This window comes from Paenarthrobacter sp. A20, from assembly GCF_024168825.1.
Classification (GTDB): Bacteria; Actinomycetota; Actinomycetes; order Actinomycetales; family Micrococcaceae; genus Arthrobacter.
Map to the genome: position 1 here is coordinate 2,226,670 of NZ_JALJWH010000001.1, position 15,865 is coordinate 2,242,534.

The following is a 15,865-nucleotide window of genomic DNA, read 5'->3' on the forward strand; positions in this document are numbered from 1 at the left end:
GTGCTGTCCTTGGCCGGCTACGCGTACATGAGCGAGCCGGGTGTGGTGAGCTTCTGCCCGGTTTCGAGCCAGGTCTTGAGGCCGGAGAGGATCATCGGCCAACCGCCGTAGAGCTGGTCGTTTGCGCCTTCGCGGAGCTGATCGTGCGTGACTGTGAGGTGGCATGAATCGCCGACGGGCTCGATTTCCCAGGTGATCCGCGAGGTTCCCTCGGCTTTCACATCCTCGCCCCAGAGTGCGCGCATGGTTTGGACGAGGCGGCGCGGGGGATCGACTTCGATGTTCTCGCCCTCGCCGAGCGGTGCGTCTGCTTTCACGTTGTGCATCTCGAAGCGGCTGCCCGGCGTCCAATCCGACGTCAAGGTGTTCCCGAACTGGTACTTGCTGCGGATTTCGCTGTCCGTGATGGCTTCCCAGAGCAGTTCCGGAGTGGTCTTGATGTAAATCTCGAAGATCTTTTCCATGGGACTTTCCAATCTGGATTTGAGGTCGCTGAGGGCAGCGGCCCATGGTTCTGCGTATTTACTCACCCAACGATCGTGGATGAGGCGGATGGGTACCGGGTTCAGGAAGTGCAGCTTTTCGCGTCCCCGACGGCGGGTGACCACTAATCCCGCATCCTCCAGCAGCTTGAGGTGCTTGGCGATGCCGAAACGGGTCATCTCGAACCGGGCTCCGAGGGCTGTGGCGGGTTGGCCATCCTCGCGGAACAGCTCATCAAGCAGTTCTCTGCGGGTTGGGTCTGCCAAGGCCTTGAACACGGCGTCCATGGCATCAGAATAGGTGACTGTTTGGTCACGTGTCAACGGTTTTCTGCTGCAAGGTTTCGCAGGGTCTTTAGACTCCGATAGTTTCCACGGCACATCGGAAACTTGATAGCACCATGACTCCCTTTCGCCCGTAACTACGGCAGAATCTCACTCCGAAAGTCCCCGTATCAGGCTGAAATCCTTGAATTTGAGCCTTTCATGTCACTTCCGGGTTTCCGATACCCATCTGTTGTTATTGCGTAAACTTTACGATAGTTTCTCACTGTGATGTGCGTCGCACTTTGGTTCAGGGCGACGAAGGCCGAGTGAAGGACAATGATGACCATCCACCCTGACGACTTGCGGACTGCCGAGGCGCGGCTGCAACGATTGCATCAACGACTAGGCGGCATTGCCTACGGCGGGGATTACAACCCGGAGCAGTGGCCACGCGAAGTGTGGCTCGAGGACGCCAAGCTCATGCAGCAAGCCGGAGTGAACCTGGTGACCCTGGCGGTCTTCTCATGGAGCCGGCTGGAAACCAGCGACGGAGTTTTCGACTTTGCCTGGCTGGACGAGGTCATGGACCTGATGCATGAACACGGCATCGGCGTCGACCTGGCAACACCGGACGCCGTACCACCGGCCTGGCTCGTGGAGCAGCACCCCGACATCATGCCGGAGCGCGCCGATGGCAGCATCTTCGGCTTCGGATCGAGGCAGCACTTCGACGTCTCCCATCCCGTATACCGGGCCAAGTCGCTGGCACTCGCGGAAAAGATGGGGGAGCGCTACGCCAGCCATCCCGCACTGCGCATGTGGCATATCGGCAACGAATACGGTCCAGCCTCCTACGGTCCATGGGCGGAGAAAGCCTTCCGGGCATGGCTGCAGCGGAAGTACGCATCGCTGGAGGAACTGAACGAGGCCTGGAGCACCGCCGTGTGGGGCCAGCTCTACTCTGACTGGAAGCAGGTACGTGTCCCCGCCCAGCCCCGCACCTGGTCCAACCCGTCACGCCGCCTGGACTTCCACCGCTTCACCTCGGACAGCATGCTGGAGCACTTCAAGGCCGAGCGGGATGTCATCCGCCGGCACAGCCCGGACTTGCCGATCCTCACCAACTTCATGCGGTTCTACAAGACCAACGACTATTGGGCCTGGGCGGCCGAGGAAGATGCTGCAGCCCTGGATATCTACCCGGATCCGCGCGAGGAAGATGCCCACATTGCCGCCGCGTTGAACTTCGATCTCATGCGCTCATTGCGTCACGGCCAACCGTGGATGGTCATGGAGCAGGCCACGGGAGCGGTCAGCCAATGGTCCGTCAACGTCTCCAAGCTGCCAGGCAAGATGCGCCTGGGCTCCTATCAGGCCATTGCGCAGGGCGCGGATTCCATCCTCTTCTTCCAGTGGCGCCAAGCCAAGGGCGGAACGGAGCGGTATCACTCGGCCATGGTGAACCACGCTGGCCCGAACACGCGGATCTTCCGTGAAGTGTGCCAGCTGGGACAGGAACTCACGTCATTGGGTGATCTGACCGGGACCAGGTCAACGGCCAAGGCCGCGATCGTCTTCGATTGGGACTGCTGGTGGGCTCTGGAACTGGGCAACTCGCCGCGTTCCGACCTGAACTACGCCCAGGAAGTCCTGCGTTTCTATCGACCGCTTTTTGACGCCAACATCACCGTAGATTTCGTCAACGCCAACAGCGACCTGTCCGGGTACAACCTGGTGATTATGCCGGCGTCGTATCTGCTGACGGACGCCGCCGCCTCCCGGTTTGAGAACTATGTGGCCGGCGGCGGACGGCTGGTGGTCTCATACCTGTCCGGTGTCGTGGACGAGGACAACACCATCCGACTCGGCGGCTACCCAGGGGCCCTGCGGAACGTTCTGGGCGCGTGGAGCGAGGAAATGCATCCGCTCGCCGGGGATGGTGAGCAAGTAAAGCTCTCAACGCCCGACGGCGGTACCTCCTCCGCGAGCTACTGGACTGAGCACCTGCACGCCGGGACGGCCGAAGTCCTGGCCAGCTACTCGTCGGGCCGTTTGGCGGGGTCGCCCGCGGTCACCCGCAACACCTTTGGCCGCGGAACTGCACTGTACCTGTCGGCACGGGTCGATGCCGGGCTCCTCAACCAGTTCCTCGACGACGAACTCCGCGCTGCGGGCGTGGAGCCGGAACTGAAGGCACCTACGGGAGTCCAGGTCCGCCGTCGTGCTGGCAGCAGGGCTGACGGCACCGCCAAGAGTTTCCTCATGGTGCTCAACCACAACGACGCGCCGTCCAGCGTGGACGTGCTCGACGGCGGCACGGACCGGATCAGCGGACGCCCGGTTAAGGGGTCGGTTGAGATCCCGGCGAACGGCGTCCTGATTCTCGACGAAACTATAGAACGGGCGGCGGACTGATGGCATTACGACTGGACGTTCCGCCCAAAGCGGTCGCGGGCCCCGAACCAGGCTCGGCAAAGAAGCGTCGCGACAAGCCCGGAAGCTGGAAGCTGGCCATCAAACGCGATTGGCGTTTGTATACGCTGCTGGCGCTGCCGCTGCTGTACCTCTTGATCTTCAGGTACTTGCCGATGGCGGGCAACGTGATTGCCTTCCGTCAGTTCCAGCCCGGAGGCAGCATCTTTGGTGAGAAGTGGGTTGGGCTCAAGTACGTCACCCTGTTCATCAACGATCCCAGCTTCTGGCAGGCGTTCCAGAACACCATCATCCTGGGTGTTCTGACCTTGGTGTTCTGCTTCCCGATGCCCATCATCTTCGCGCTTCTGCTCAACGAGTTGAGGTCGCAGAAGTTCAAGAAATTCGTGCAGACGGTGGCCTACCTGCCTCACTTCATGTCCGTGGTGATCATCGCCGGCATGATCCTGCAGAACTTCTCCATGAACGGCACCGTGAATCAGATTGCGGAATCCCTGTTCGGCACCACGGTGAATTTCACCCAGGACCCCGGCTGGTTCAGGCCCATGTACATCAGTTCCGAGGTGTGGCAGACCATGGGCTGGGGAGCGATCCTCTACCTTGCCGCGCTGACGAGGGTGGACGAGTCCCTCTATGAGGCGGCGCGCATTGATGGCGCCAACCGCTGGCAGCAGACCTGGCACGTAACGCTTCCTGCCATCAGGCCCACCATCATCACGCTGCTCATCCTGAACATCGGCACGTTCATGGCGGTTGGATTCGAGAAGATCCTCCTCATCTACAACCCGCTCAACTACGCAACCTCAGACGTCATCTCCACCTACCTGTACCGGGTAGGCCTGGAATCCAGCAACTTCAGCTATGCGGCTGCCATCGGAATGTTCGAATCCGTCATTGGCCTCACGCTGATCCTCTCAGCGAACGCGATCTCCAAGCGCGTCGCAGGAACGAGCCTGTGGTGAACAAGACAGCTACTGCAATTCGGGGCGTTGCAGCCCAAGGTGTCCTGGTGAAGGACATGAAAGTCTCCCGCGGCATGCGGATCTTCCGGGCTTTCAACCTGGTGTTCCTGTTGCTGGTGGTGTTCCTGACGGTGTACCCGTTCCTGAACATCATTGCGCAGTCGTTCTCCAGCGAAGGGTTCATCAACGCCGGGCAGGTCAACCTGTTCCCGATGGGGTTCAACACCGAGACCTACAAGTTGATCCTGGCCGACTCCACGTTCTGGAACAACTACGGCAACACCGTCCTCTACACGGTGGTGGCCACGGCGATTTCCATGGTGCTCACCACGGCCTTCGCGTACGCCATTGCCAAGAAGGACCTGAAAGGCCGGAGCGTCTTCATCGGCCTCGCGGTGTTCACCATGTTCTTCAACGGTGGGCTCATCCCCAACTACGTGCTCATCAGTTCCATGGGAATGCGGGATTCCATCTGGGCCGTGGTGCTGCCGAACGCCATCAGCGTGTTCAACCTGCTCATCATGAAGTCGTTCTTCGAGAACATGCCCCGCGAACTGGAGGAAGCGGCATCGATTGATGGGCTCACACAGTACGGCATCCTCTTCCGGGTGGTGCTGCCGCTGAGCAAAGCCATCATGGCCACCATGGTGCTGTTCTATGCCGTGGCCAACTGGAACTCCTGGTTCCAGGCCTTCCTCTACCTCGACAATCCGGATCTCTTTCCGGTCACCATCTACTTGCGCAACATGATCGCCGGAGTCACCACAGCGGGCTCGGCCGGCGGCACAGCGGAAAACGTCGGCCAGATCGCCGCCAACATCCAGTCGGTCACCATCGTCCTGACCGTCATCCCCATCCTTTGTGTCTACCCCTTCGTCCAGAAGTACTTCTTCTCGGGCGTGATGCTCGGCTCCGTCAAGGAATAAGCCTTATGAAAGGACATCCAATGATCCAAACACCTGAGTTCCGCACTCGAGAGTTCCGCCGGCGGGATTTCCTTGGACTCGCATCCGTTGTCACCATCGGATTGATGATGACCAGTTGCGACGCGGAAACCACCGAAAAGGTGGACACGTCCAAGTCGCGCAACGGTGCGATGGACAGCTTCGGCGTCGGTGACACGTTCAAGGCGACGGTGCCGTTGACTTTCACCTTCCTCTTCTCCGATCAGCCAACCTACCCGTACAAGAAGGACTGGCTGCTGCTCACCAAGATGGCCAGCGACAACAACGTCACGTTGGAACCCACCATCGTGCCCAACAGTGACTACGAACAGAAGCGCAGCCTGCTGATCAGCTCCGGCAGCGCACCGGAAATCATTGCGAAGACCTATCCGGGCCAGGAGTCCGCGTTTGTCTCCGCCGGTGCAATCCTGCCGGTCAGCGACTACGTGGACCTGATGCCGCACTTCCAGGAAAAAGTGAAGAAGTGGAAGCTCGAACCTGAGATTGAAGCCCTGACCCAGGAAGACGGTAAGTACTACGTCCTGCCCGGCCTGCACGAGGAACTGTGGCCGGACTACTCACTGTGCTTCCGCAAGGATGTGCTGAAGAAAGAGGGCCTTTCGGAGCCGACCACCTGGGACGAATTCCGCGAAGTGCTGCGGTCGCTCAAGAAGGCCTATCCCGACGTCGTGCCTTTCTCTGACCGCTTCAAGGGTGACAGTGTCCTCAATATCGGCGCACCTTCCTTCGGAACCGTGGCAGGTTGGGGGCTGGTGGACGGACTGCTGTTCGATGAAGACAAGACGGAATTCGGCTTCGCGGCAGGCTCGGACAAATTCAAGGAACTGGTCACCTACTTCAACTCCCTGGTCTCAGAAGGGCTGATGGACCCCGAGAGCTTCACCCAGACCGACGACTCCGCGATCCAGAAGTTCGTGTCGGGCAAGTCCTTTGTGATCAGCGCGAACTCGCAGAACGTCATCACGTACCGCACCTCGATGGAGCAGTCGTTGGGCAAGGGCAACTTTGAGATCGGCAAGATCACCGTTCCGGGAGGCCCGGCCGGCGACATCATCGGTGGTACCCGTCTTGAAAACGGGCTCATGCTGAACTCGTCCGTGAAGGACAAGGACAGCTTCGTGGCGCTCATCCAATACATCGACTGGTTGTTCTATAGCGACGCCGGGCAGGAATTCAGCAAGTGGGGTGTGGAAGGCACCACCTTCACCAAGTCCGGCGCTAAGCGTCAGCTCGCAGCTGACATCAACTTCCAAGGACTCAACCCGGCAGGCAGCAAGGACCTGAGGGTGGACTACGGCTTCTCCGGTGGCAACTTCGCCTACGGAGGCGCCACGGAGCTGCTGCACTCCACCTTCAACGACGAGGAACTGGCTTTCCAGAAGGCCATGAAGTCCAAGAAACCGCGTGCAGTTGCACCGCCGGTGCCGTTCAGCGACGTCGACCGTGAGCAGGCCACCCTGGCCCTGACCCCGCTTAAGGACCATGTGAAGCAGAACGCCCTGAAGTTCATTACCGGACAGCGGAGCATCAGCGAGTTCGATGCCTACGTCAAGGAGCTCGACAGCAAGGGTCGGACTAAATACGTTGAGCTGGCGAACAAGGCCTACAAGGCATACGCGGACAAGAAGTAGTTCTTCTGATGGCCGCGAAAGAGGCACAGTACGGATCCGGGCCGTTGTTCAAGGCGGCCAGCACCGTGTACGGCGTCATGGTGGGTGGCGCGTTGCTGGTGCTAGCCAACCTCTTGGTGGTGCTCATGCCGCTGCTGCTGGGGGTGGTTGGTCCTGCTGCGTTGCTGGGTTTCGTGTTGGTTGGACCCTCCGTTGTGGCTTCCTGCTACGCCTTCAATCGGCTTTTGGCAGGCGAGGACAGCGGTGTATTCAACGACTTCATGAAGTCGTACCGGAGCAACTTCGTCCAGGCAGTGGTGGTGTGGCTGCCCTATGCCGCCCTCCTTGCAGTCATCGGCGCGAATCTCACCAGCCTGCCGGGCAGCAATCCTGAAACGGTTGCTGCCCGGATCGGGCTGGTGGGGCTCGGGGTCCTGGTGGGCACGGCTGCCGTTCACGCGATGCTGCTGCTGGCCCGGTTCAGTTTCCGCACGCTGGACATCTACCGGCTGTCCATTTACAGCATTGGTGCGCGGAAGCGGGTAGCACTCGGGAATGCGGGGATCCTCTTTGTCGCGGGATTCGTGCTGATGTCCACCACTGTGTGGTTGATCCTGTTCTTCTGCGGCCTGATCGTCTATCTGCTGTGCCTGAACTCCCGGCCACTGCTGGCGTTTGTGGAGAAGAGGTTCACCGTGGCCGCAGAAGTTTCCGCACACGGATCCTCCCCGGTGGGCTAGAGGTTCGTCCGCACCACAGCACCTTGGGCGATCACCGTGCTGACCTTTTCCAAGGCCGAGCCATCGGTCAGGGGATCCGAATCCACCACCACGACGTCCGCCATGGAGCCGCGGACCAAGCGACCAACGTTTTCGCCGCGTCCCAGCAAACGCGCCGCATTGGTGGTGGCTGCCTGCAGCGCCTCCAACGGCGTCAGCCCGGCTTCGGTGAGCAAGCGCGCTTCCGTGCCGATCGGCGTCACATCCGTTCCGAAGGAGTCGGTGCCGGCCACAATCGTGACTCCAGCGTCCTTGGCTGCGCGCACTGCGGCCTGAAGAATCGGGGTGTACTCCGTTCCGCGTGCGGCCAGGATCGGGTTGGAGGAGCGGGCCATGCTGGTGATGGCGTCCATGGTGGGTGTGAAGAACGTGCCGCGCCGAGCCATCTCCTGGATGGTCTTTTCCGTCATGAAGACGCCGTGCTCGATGCTGCGCACTCCCGCGCGGACTGCTCCATCGATTCCTTCGGCGCTATAGGCATGGCAGAGGACACCGGCGCCCTTAGCTGCCTTGACGATCGCACCGATCTGGTCCACGTTGTAGACCAACTCGCGGGGATCCTGTTCGGGAAGGCCAGCCCGCGGGTTGGCACGGGTCTTGATGACTTCGGCTCCGCGCTTGAGGTTGATGCGGGTCAGGTACGCGAGGTCCTGCGGCTCCTTGACGCCACCACTGAGCGTCGCCAAGGGTGCCAAATCCGGATCAGCCAGGAGGGAATCTCCCTGATCCGGTGAGATAAACAGCCCCGCCGGAGTCATCCGGGGGGAGAGGCCAGGAGCCCACGACGGCAGGGCGGCGAGGGCAATGTCCTGGTAGAAAGTGCTCGAACCGCTGCGTACGCTGGTGGCTCCGCCTTGCAGGAGGGCGCGGGCATCGGCCAGTGCGTTGGCGTGGACGTGGGCATCGACGAGCCCTGGAAGGACCCATTTGCCCGAGGCATTGAGTCGACGGGCACGGTTGGCGACGGCGGCAACAGCTCTACGTGTTTCGTCCCGGGTGCCGACGGCGGTGACCTTGCCGCCGTCGAGCACTACCACCCCGTCTGTCACAGCACCGCCGGTCTTCGGGTCCACGACTGTTCCACCCTCGATGATGAGCGCCTTCGTGGTCAGTGGACGGCCGGGATAGTTCGGGCCCGAGGGGGCGTTGTCCGCAAGGGCAGCAGGCGCCGATGCCAGCTGCGCAGCGATGCCGGCCACGGAGATGCCAGCCAGAGCTGCAGCTCCCGCGAGGATGCCTCGGCGGGGCAACTCACCTTGGGGTTTGGGTGCTGAGGTGTGATCGTGAAGGCACATTGTTGGACTCCTGGGGAACGAGCTGCTGGGCCGCTACTTGGCCGCGGTTTAGCATTTGGTATTCCAGAATGCCTCACCTTCGTAGCATGACGCAAGCAATAGCAATGAACTTTGCGCTGCTATTGAATGCTTGGTATGCCAAAACGTGGGTCGGATTGTCGGGGACGTTGGGATCCTCTTCATCGCGGTTTCGTCCTGATCCCCACAAGCCTGTGGGCTGACGCTGTTCGTGGGCGGCTCCATTGTCAAGCTGCTGTGCCTGAACTCCCGGCCGCTGCGGGTACGTGGAGAGGAAAAGTTCCCCTTGGCCGCATCAGTGGTTGGCGAGTCACGCCGCAGGACTCGGCGCTGTTTGCAGGTCGCAGGTCGCAGGTCGCAGGTCGCAGGTACGTGTTCGGGGCGGGCACGCGCCGCTGTTTGCAAGTCGCAAGCATGGCGCAGGTCGCAGGAACATGTGCGTGCCCCGTGCGGGCATGCGCCGGCACGGGGAAGGCAGCCCGGAAGCGAACAAAGTGTCGCCTGGCCCTCCCAATAATCCGACCCCAAAGTTAATCCGCCCCCAAGGTTCACTCGCACCCACGCCCGCGGCGTATCCCCCGCAACACCCTTATGTTCTGTGGGGTGTGTGGTGGTGGTTGCGTCGGGGTGTTTGGTGGGGGTCGATGTGGGGTGGGGGGATGAACCAGGGGACCCCGGTTGTCATGTCGATCCTCCATAGTTCTTTGTGGATGAGGTGGTGGTGGTGGCTGCAGAGCAGGGTGCCGTTTTCTGTTGATGTGGTGCCGCCGTGGGTCCAGTAGGTGGTGTGGTGGGCTTCGCACCAGGGTGCGGGCATGGTGCAGTCGGGGAAGGCGCAGCCGCCGTCGCGGGCGGTGATGGCTTTGCGGATGTGGGGTGGGAAGATCCGGGTGGTCCGGCCGATGTCCAGGACGCGGGAGTCGCTGCCGAGCAGGACGGGGATGATGTCGGCGTCGCAGGCGATTTTGCGGATGGTGTTCGGGTGGATCGGGCCGGTGAATGTTGCGGTGCCGGTGTTCAAGCGATCGGTGCCTGTTCCTATGCCGGTGGCTGTGCCTGTCCCTATGAACGTGCCGGTGCCGGTGCTTGTGCCGGTTTGTGTCCTGGTGCCGGGCTGGTGGTGGCCGGTGCCGGTGAGTTGTTCGAGGAGGTCGCGGTGGTCGATGGTGACGGTGAGTTGGGGGCGGAGTCCGCCGTTGGAGGGTAGTTTCCCGGTGGTCATGGCGAGGGCGCAGGCGCCGGTGAGGCCGTCGAGGAGTTTCTGTGCCCGGGAGCGGCGGTCCAGGTCCGGGCCGGTGCCTGTGACTGGTCTGTTGCTGTTGGTGAGTCGGGGGTTGGTGGCGGCGTTCATGGTGGTGGTGAGGGTTTCGATTTGTTCGTCGGTGGCGAAGATTTCGAGGTGGTGGAGTCCGTGGCGGCGTCGGCGGCGGAGGAACGCGCCTTGGAGTTGGTGGAGGATTTCTTCGGAGGGTTCGGGGCCGTCGTGGTCGATCCTGTCGGCCCAGCGTTTGGTCATTGTGGTGACGAAGTCCGGGTCGGTCTCCACCGCGGTGGTGGTCAGGGCGTGTTCCATCCGGGTGATGGTGTCCTGGTCGGTGAGGTTCCGGACTTTGTCCAGGGCGGTGCTGATGATGGTCGCGGACCGGGACGGCACCAAAGCCGATCCGAGGGCCTCGGCGAGCATTCCGCGGCGGGCCGGGATTTCCTGCCCGGTCATGCTCTTTTGGGGGAGGACCTCGGCGGCGAGGGCAAGCCTGCGACGGGCCTCGCCGATGCCGATCCGCAACCGGGCCCGCAGGAACTCGGCTGCGTTCCGGTACCCGTCATCCAAGACACTAGCCGCCCCCGGAACTGTTGCCCCCGGAACCGTTGTGCCCGTGGCTTGGTCACTCCAGCCCGTCCGCCATTCCGGCGCTGCTGCCGAGGACCCCGGCCGGGAGTTTTGTGCCTCAAGCCGGGTCCGTTCCACCGCGTGGGCTGCGATGATCTGTAAGTACTCCACCGATCGGGAAATCTCTTCGACCTTGCCGGCAAAATCAGCAGCCTCAACAAACCCCAACAGAGAAGCCTCGTCGGCAGCGGACAAGCGTGCGGAGTCCAGAAGTGCAGCGCTGTCTATAAGAAGCGCCATCAGGTCCCGCCCGGCAGATGCCTTGGGATCAGGACGCTGAGTGTCGAAACGTTGGATCGGCTGAGCAGACTTTGCGCCCTGGCCGGTCTGGGGATTCCGCTGAGGTTTAGGGATCGATCCTGTGTTTTGGGCCGAAACGTCGGCCGGGGCGGGGCTCGTTAGCGATGAAGCCTGGGCGGACTTGGCCTTACTGTTTGGCAGCCCAGCGCCGTGGAAGCGGCCGGTCCAGGTGACGGTCGCCGTCGAATCCTTGAACCCGGCCTTATGCAATTCCGGCCTGCTCAAGAAGCGTCGTGACCGGACAGCGGTCAAGGCAGCCACAGCAGGGGACGATTCCGCCCTGAGCGCCGAAAACTGCCCCGTTTCTTCCATAAGAACATCGTGTCAGGGGGGTCCGACATTATTAGGCCTCGACTACCCGGTGATCTGCTCCCGCAAAATATCTGCGTGCCCGCAGTGCTGCGCGAGCTCCCGCAGCATGTGGAGGTAGACCCAGCGGAGGGGGAGTGGGCCGCGGCGGTTTCCCAGCAGCAGATCGTCGAGGGCAAGCGCAGCGGCCGCGCGCCGGGACGCCTCGCACGCTTCCAAGTGAGCCGCTTGAATGCTGGCTATGGTGTCGTGGTCGTCCAGGATGAACGACTCATCAGGCGACGCCGGGATGCCAATATCCGCTCTGGACCTTCGCGTGATGGCTTCGTCGAACCACACCTTCTCCACGAAGGTCGCATGCTTCACCAAGCCCAGAAGCGTTGTACGCGAGGCGACCAACCGCCGTCGTGCTTGTTCTTCAGTGAGTCCATCGAGGGATGCGTTGAGGGCCCTGCGATGCTCGTCCAGAAACGTATCGAACTGGGTCCGGGCGTCCTGGTTGATGACGTCATCGGCGAACGTCTGCGGCAGTGCACTCATCCGAAAACCACCGTGCCGTCGTCGTTGATTCCCCAGCCGGGGTTGTGGGCGATCTCCCAGACGATGCCGTTCGGATCCTTGACGTGGCCGTGGAAGATGCCGCCAAACGCGCCCGCCTGCGCAGGCTTCACCACCGTTGCGCCAGCCGCCACCAAGGCATCGATGGTGCTGGCGACTTCCGCAGGGCTGCCGACGTTGTGCGACAGCGTCACGCCGCTGACTCCCGCCGTCGGTGCAGCGGCGCCGAGGTCCTGGTCGAACTTTTCGGCGTCGAACAGGCCGAGCATCAGTCCCGGCGCGATCTGGAAGAAGAGGATTTCGCCAGGGACGTCCATGGCCGGATCCCAACCGAGCCCGTCCTTATAGAAGGCGCGCGCGGCGTCGAGATCCTTGGTGGCGAACGTGAGGAAATGCAGTCGCTGGTCCATAGGGGAAGCCTATCGGGAGGGGACGACGGCGGCACTCGCCCGGTCGGGTCGGGGCAGCAGCCGCGGGCGGAGCCACTCAACATCACGAAGTAGCCAACTTGGCCGGTCCTGTTGAGCCCCGGTCCAAGCCGGTGGGAGGATGGAGCAGTGGAACCCCTCTTCGACTTCCTTGGCAGTTACTGGTGGCTCATTTTCCCTATCGGCGGGATGGCTGGTGGCTGGGCAAGGTCATGGTCCAAGGCCAGCGAGGAACGGCACCGCCGCAAGGTGGAGTTGCTGAAGTTGAAGAACCAGTTGGCGGTGCACGAGGAGGCCAACCAGGCCGAGGTAGTCTCGCTGATTGCCGCGCACGATTCTGTGAACCACAGGTGGCTCGATTACGAGCTCGACGTCGGTAACCTCATCGATTTCCCCCTCATGACCGACGTCCGTGAACCACTGACGGTTGCGTTCCTGCGCGCCAAGAAAGAAGCCGACGGCTTGCGGCCCGCTGACCCTGAAGAGATTTCGACGCCGGCCCGGCTGGCTGAGTATCGGGCGGCCGTCCATAGTTACGAACTCGCTTTCGATGTGGCCGAACGCGAAGCCAGACGCATCAAGGACGGCAACTTCAGCGGCCCCGAACGCCAACGACTGGCCACAGCGAGGAAGCTCTTGCGCATCGCGGAGGACACTGCCGCCACCCCCGCCGAACGGCAGACGGCGTACAAGCGGGCCCGCAAAGAACTCGATGGCCTGATCGTGCTGCCGGAGGCAACGGTTGCCGCACTTGAGAGCAAGATTGTCAGCATGTTGGATGCCCGCAAGGACCCGGACACGGACGTGCGGTTCGCTTGACGCCAGGTGCTGTACCTTCCTGACCTTCTTTGGAACCACGCGGAGCAATTTGCAACCTAAATCGGGTGCATTCTGAGCTTTCCGGACCCAAAGTGGGTGGTGAAGGTACAGCATCTAGGTCAACTCCACACCCATCACCGTCCGCACCAAGGGTGTTTCGACAATCCACAACCCGTACCCGTGGCGGGCGTAGTTGTCCCGGTTCCACTCGATCCAGGCTGCTGCTTCGTCACGGGTTTTTGGTGCAGGGTAGTACGTCATCACCAGGGGATCACCAAGCATCGAGCTCATCACGTCAAGATCAGCAAGGGTCATCTCTCGGAAACGCAACCGATCCGTGGGTGGGGAAGCATTTCCGAAGCCTACCCGCAGCAGGAACGCTAGCCCCGCCGCACCTCCACCGGCGTCAGCATCTCCCGCTCGAACCCCACCACACGCCGCGGCCCGTGCAGGATGACCTCGTGGGAAGCAACATCGGCAGTGCTGGACGTCGAAACATACAGCTTCACCAGCCCGGGAGTCACCACACGGTGGAGGTCCAGTCCGGTGAAAGACGTACGGTCCGCATGCACCACAAAATCGACGACGGCGGACGCACCGGCTTCCAACTCGACGCGGGCGTAGCCGATCAGCTCGCGAACGGGACGAACCACTTCGCCCACCGGATCCTCCAGGTACAGCTGCACAACCTCGGCACCACCACGGGAACCCGTGTTGGTGACCGTGCAGCTGACGGTGACCGAATCCGACGTCGACATCGTGGGAGCGCTGCATTGGTGATCGGAAAGTTCAAACGTCGTATAGGACAGGCCATGCCCGAAGCCGAACAGCGGCGAAGGATCCAGCGCGCTGACCCCGCTGGGTCCGGCGAGCTTCGAATGCAGGTAGGTGCCGGGCTGGCCGCCGGGGGAACGGGGCACTGAGACCGGGAGCTTTCCGGAGGGATTGGCGACGCCGGTCAGAACGTCCCACAGGGCGGAACCGCCCTCTTCGCCGGGGAAGAAGCCCTGGACGATCGCGTCGGCGCGGTCAACAAAGGCGCCCAAGGCATACGGGCGTCCACTCAGGACCACCACCACGGCACGAGTCCCGGAGGCCTCACACGAAGCCAGGACTTGGTCCAGCATCTGATGTTGGTCGCCGGGAAGCCGGAGATCGGCGGCGTCGTTTCCTTCACCGGAGGTACCCCGGCCGAACAGCCCAGCGTTGTCGCCAACCACCACCACGCACGTGTCCACTGAGGATGCCACCTGGCACGCTTCGGCGATCTGCTTTTCCGTGGCCGCTTCACAGTTGCCGGTGACGGACGTGGTCACGGTGCCAAACCGTCCAGCGGCAACAGCTGCCACGGAGGGGACGGAAATACCCATGGGAACCTCTGGATGGGAAGCCCCCACGTGAGCGTCGAAGGAGTAGCAGCCCAGCATCGCGAAAGGGTCCTCGGCCAGCGGTCCAACAACACCCAGCGAAGCAGCCGGATCAAGTGGCAGCGCCGGAGACCCCTTGAACTCCCGGTTGCTCAGCAACACCAACGATTGCGTCGCCAATTCGCGGGCCAACACCCGGTTTGCCGGGGGATCCAGCTCAAGTGGATCGGACTCGTTGACGCTGGAGAGTACCGGAGGAGCCGCCGGGAAATCGGGCGACAACAGCCCCAGGTCGGCCTTCTGCGTCAGGACCCGGCGCAGGGCTCCATCCACAACAGATTCGTCCAGCGCGCCTTCCCGGATGCGACGCAGCAGCGGCTCGCCGAAGCAGTTCACCGTAGGGAGTTCAACGTCGACGCCGGCACTCAGGGCCAGCACCGCGGCGTCGCCGGAATCTGCGGCCACGCCGTGCGTGAGGTCCAGGAATGCGACGCCGAAGTAGTCTGCCACCACTGTCCCGGCGAAGCCCCATTCCTCACGAAGCAGCCCGGTCAACAGGGCGCGGTTCGCGGCGGCCGGTACGCCGTCGACGTCGGTATAGGCGTGCATCACGGAACGCGCACCGCCGTGGCGGATCGCCATTTCAAACGGCGGCACCATGACGTCGGCCATTTCGCGGGGGCCCATGGAGACGGGCGCGTGGTTGCGGCCAGCCTGGGAGGCTGAGTAGCCCACGAAGTGTTTGAGTGTGGCGACGATGCCGGTGGATTCCAGCCCTTGGACGTAGGCGGTGGCCACGGTTCCTACCAGATACGGGTCCTCGCCGATGGTTTCCTCCACGCGGCCCCACCGGAGATCCCGCACCACATCCAGCACCGGAGCCAAGCCTTGATGCACGCCCAGGGCCCGCATGCTCGTACCAATCCGGGCCGCCATTACCTGCACCAAACCAGGGTTGAACGTGGCGCCCCACGCCAGGGGCACCGGGAAGGCGGTCGCTTTCCAAGCGGCCAGACCCGCCAGGCATTCCTCGTGAACCTGCGCCGGAATCCCGAAACGGGACGCGGCCATGATCTGCTCCTGTGCGGCGGCCAGCCGGCGCGCGCCTTCGGCGGGTTCCACCGGAACGGTGCCGTACATGCGTGTGATCTGGCCCAGTCCATCGGCGATGATCTCCTCCCAGGAGCGCGTATCGCCGGCCATCTGGTTCTGCAGTGGGGCAACGGAATCGCCGTCGGTGGAAGCGTTGACCCACACTCCCACAAGCTGGGCGAGCTTTTCCTCGAGGGTCATTTCACGGATGAGGTGCTCAACGACGTCCGACGCGGGAACGCGGGCAAGTGCTTGCTGATCGGCGGCGCCGGTGCTCACGGGGTCTCCTA

13 protein-coding genes are annotated in these 15,865 nt (G+C 62.4%); 6 read left to right on the forward strand and 7 right to left on the reverse strand.

What is annotated here, in order from left to right:
- Positions 1–17 precede the first annotated feature (17 nt).
- Positions 18–770, reverse strand: coding sequence for a metalloregulator ArsR/SmtB family transcription factor (locus J3D46_RS10560; protein WP_231342506.1), 753 nt, complete (start codon positions 768–770; stop codon positions 18–20).
- A gap of 318 nt (positions 771–1,088) precedes the next feature.
- Here J3D46_RS10560 and J3D46_RS10565 point away from each other — a divergent pair, with 318 nt between their 5' ends.
- The 5 genes from J3D46_RS10565 to J3D46_RS10585 are packed head-to-tail and all read left to right on the forward strand — an operon-like array spanning position 1,089 to position 7,459.
- The gene (locus tag J3D46_RS10565; protein WP_253466917.1) at positions 1,089–3,164 is read left to right on the forward strand and encodes a beta-galactosidase; all 2,076 of its coding nucleotides are present in this window, start codon (positions 1,089–1,091) and stop codon (positions 3,162–3,164) included.
- The gene (locus tag J3D46_RS10570) at positions 3,164–4,144 is read left to right on the forward strand and encodes a sugar ABC transporter permease (RefSeq protein WP_231342501.1); all 981 of its coding nucleotides are present in this window, start codon (positions 3,164–3,166) and stop codon (positions 4,142–4,144) included. The genes J3D46_RS10565 and J3D46_RS10570 overlap by 1 nt, the downstream gene beginning before the upstream one ends.
- A gap of 56 nt (positions 4,145–4,200) precedes the next feature.
- Positions 4,201–5,070: a carbohydrate ABC transporter permease gene (locus J3D46_RS10575; protein ID WP_159703507.1), complete on the forward strand. Its 870-nt coding sequence runs from the start codon at positions 4,201–4,203 to the stop codon at positions 5,068–5,070.
- Between the two features lie 5 nt (positions 5,071–5,075).
- Positions 5,076–6,740 (forward strand): extracellular solute-binding protein, encoded by a 1,665-nt coding sequence (locus J3D46_RS10580; RefSeq protein ID WP_308292024.1) that lies wholly within the window; start codon positions 5,076–5,078, stop codon positions 6,738–6,740.
- A gap of 8 nt (positions 6,741–6,748) precedes the next feature.
- Positions 6,749–7,459, forward strand: a complete 711-nt coding sequence (locus J3D46_RS10585) for a YesL family protein (RefSeq protein WP_231342490.1) — start codon at positions 6,749–6,751, stop codon at positions 7,457–7,459.
- On the opposite strand, the gene J3D46_RS10590 is transcribed toward J3D46_RS10585, so the two are convergent.
- The 4 genes from J3D46_RS10590 to J3D46_RS10605 all read right to left on the reverse strand — a co-directional run bounded on the left by J3D46_RS10590 (position 7,456) and on the right by J3D46_RS10605 (position 12,279).
- On the reverse strand, positions 7,456–8,793 hold the full coding sequence (locus tag J3D46_RS10590; protein WP_231342485.1) for an amidohydrolase family protein: 1,338 nt from the start codon (positions 8,791–8,793) through the stop codon (positions 7,456–7,458). The two genes, J3D46_RS10585 and J3D46_RS10590, sit on opposite strands and share 4 nt — an antisense overlap.
- A 607-nt stretch (positions 8,794–9,400) precedes the next feature.
- The gene (locus tag J3D46_RS10595; protein ID WP_374110788.1) at positions 9,401–11,314 is read right to left on the reverse strand and encodes a DUF222 domain-containing protein; all 1,914 of its coding nucleotides are present in this window, start codon (positions 11,312–11,314) and stop codon (positions 9,401–9,403) included.
- Between the two features lie 42 nt (positions 11,315–11,356).
- Positions 11,357–11,851: a DinB family protein gene (locus tag J3D46_RS10600; protein WP_253466925.1), complete on the reverse strand. Its 495-nt coding sequence runs from the start codon at positions 11,849–11,851 to the stop codon at positions 11,357–11,359.
- Positions 11,848–12,279 carry a VOC family protein gene (locus tag J3D46_RS10605; RefSeq protein WP_231341645.1) on the reverse strand — a complete coding sequence of 144 codons (432 nt, stop codon included), beginning with the start codon at positions 12,277–12,279 and terminating at the stop codon, positions 11,848–11,850. Before J3D46_RS10605 ends, J3D46_RS10600 begins: the two co-directional genes overlap by 4 nt.
- A 147-nt stretch (positions 12,280–12,426) precedes the next feature.
- On the opposite strand from J3D46_RS10605, the gene J3D46_RS10610 reads away from it, so the two are divergent.
- On the forward strand, positions 12,427–13,116 hold the full coding sequence (locus J3D46_RS10610) for a hypothetical protein (RefSeq protein ID WP_253466928.1): 690 nt from the start codon (positions 12,427–12,429) through the stop codon (positions 13,114–13,116).
- A gap of 114 nt (positions 13,117–13,230) precedes the next feature.
- Here the strand turns inward: J3D46_RS10610 and J3D46_RS10615 are convergent, their stop codons facing one another.
- Positions 13,231–13,431: a GNAT family N-acetyltransferase gene (locus tag J3D46_RS10615; protein WP_374110789.1), complete on the reverse strand. Its 201-nt coding sequence runs from the start codon at positions 13,429–13,431 to the stop codon at positions 13,231–13,233.
- A 65-nt stretch (positions 13,432–13,496) separates the two neighbouring features.
- Entirely contained in the window at positions 13,497–15,854 is a 2,358-nt protein-coding gene (locus J3D46_RS10620; protein WP_253466931.1) for a glycoside hydrolase family 3 N-terminal domain-containing protein, read from the reverse strand.
- Between the last annotated feature and the right edge of the window lie 11 nt (positions 15,855–15,865).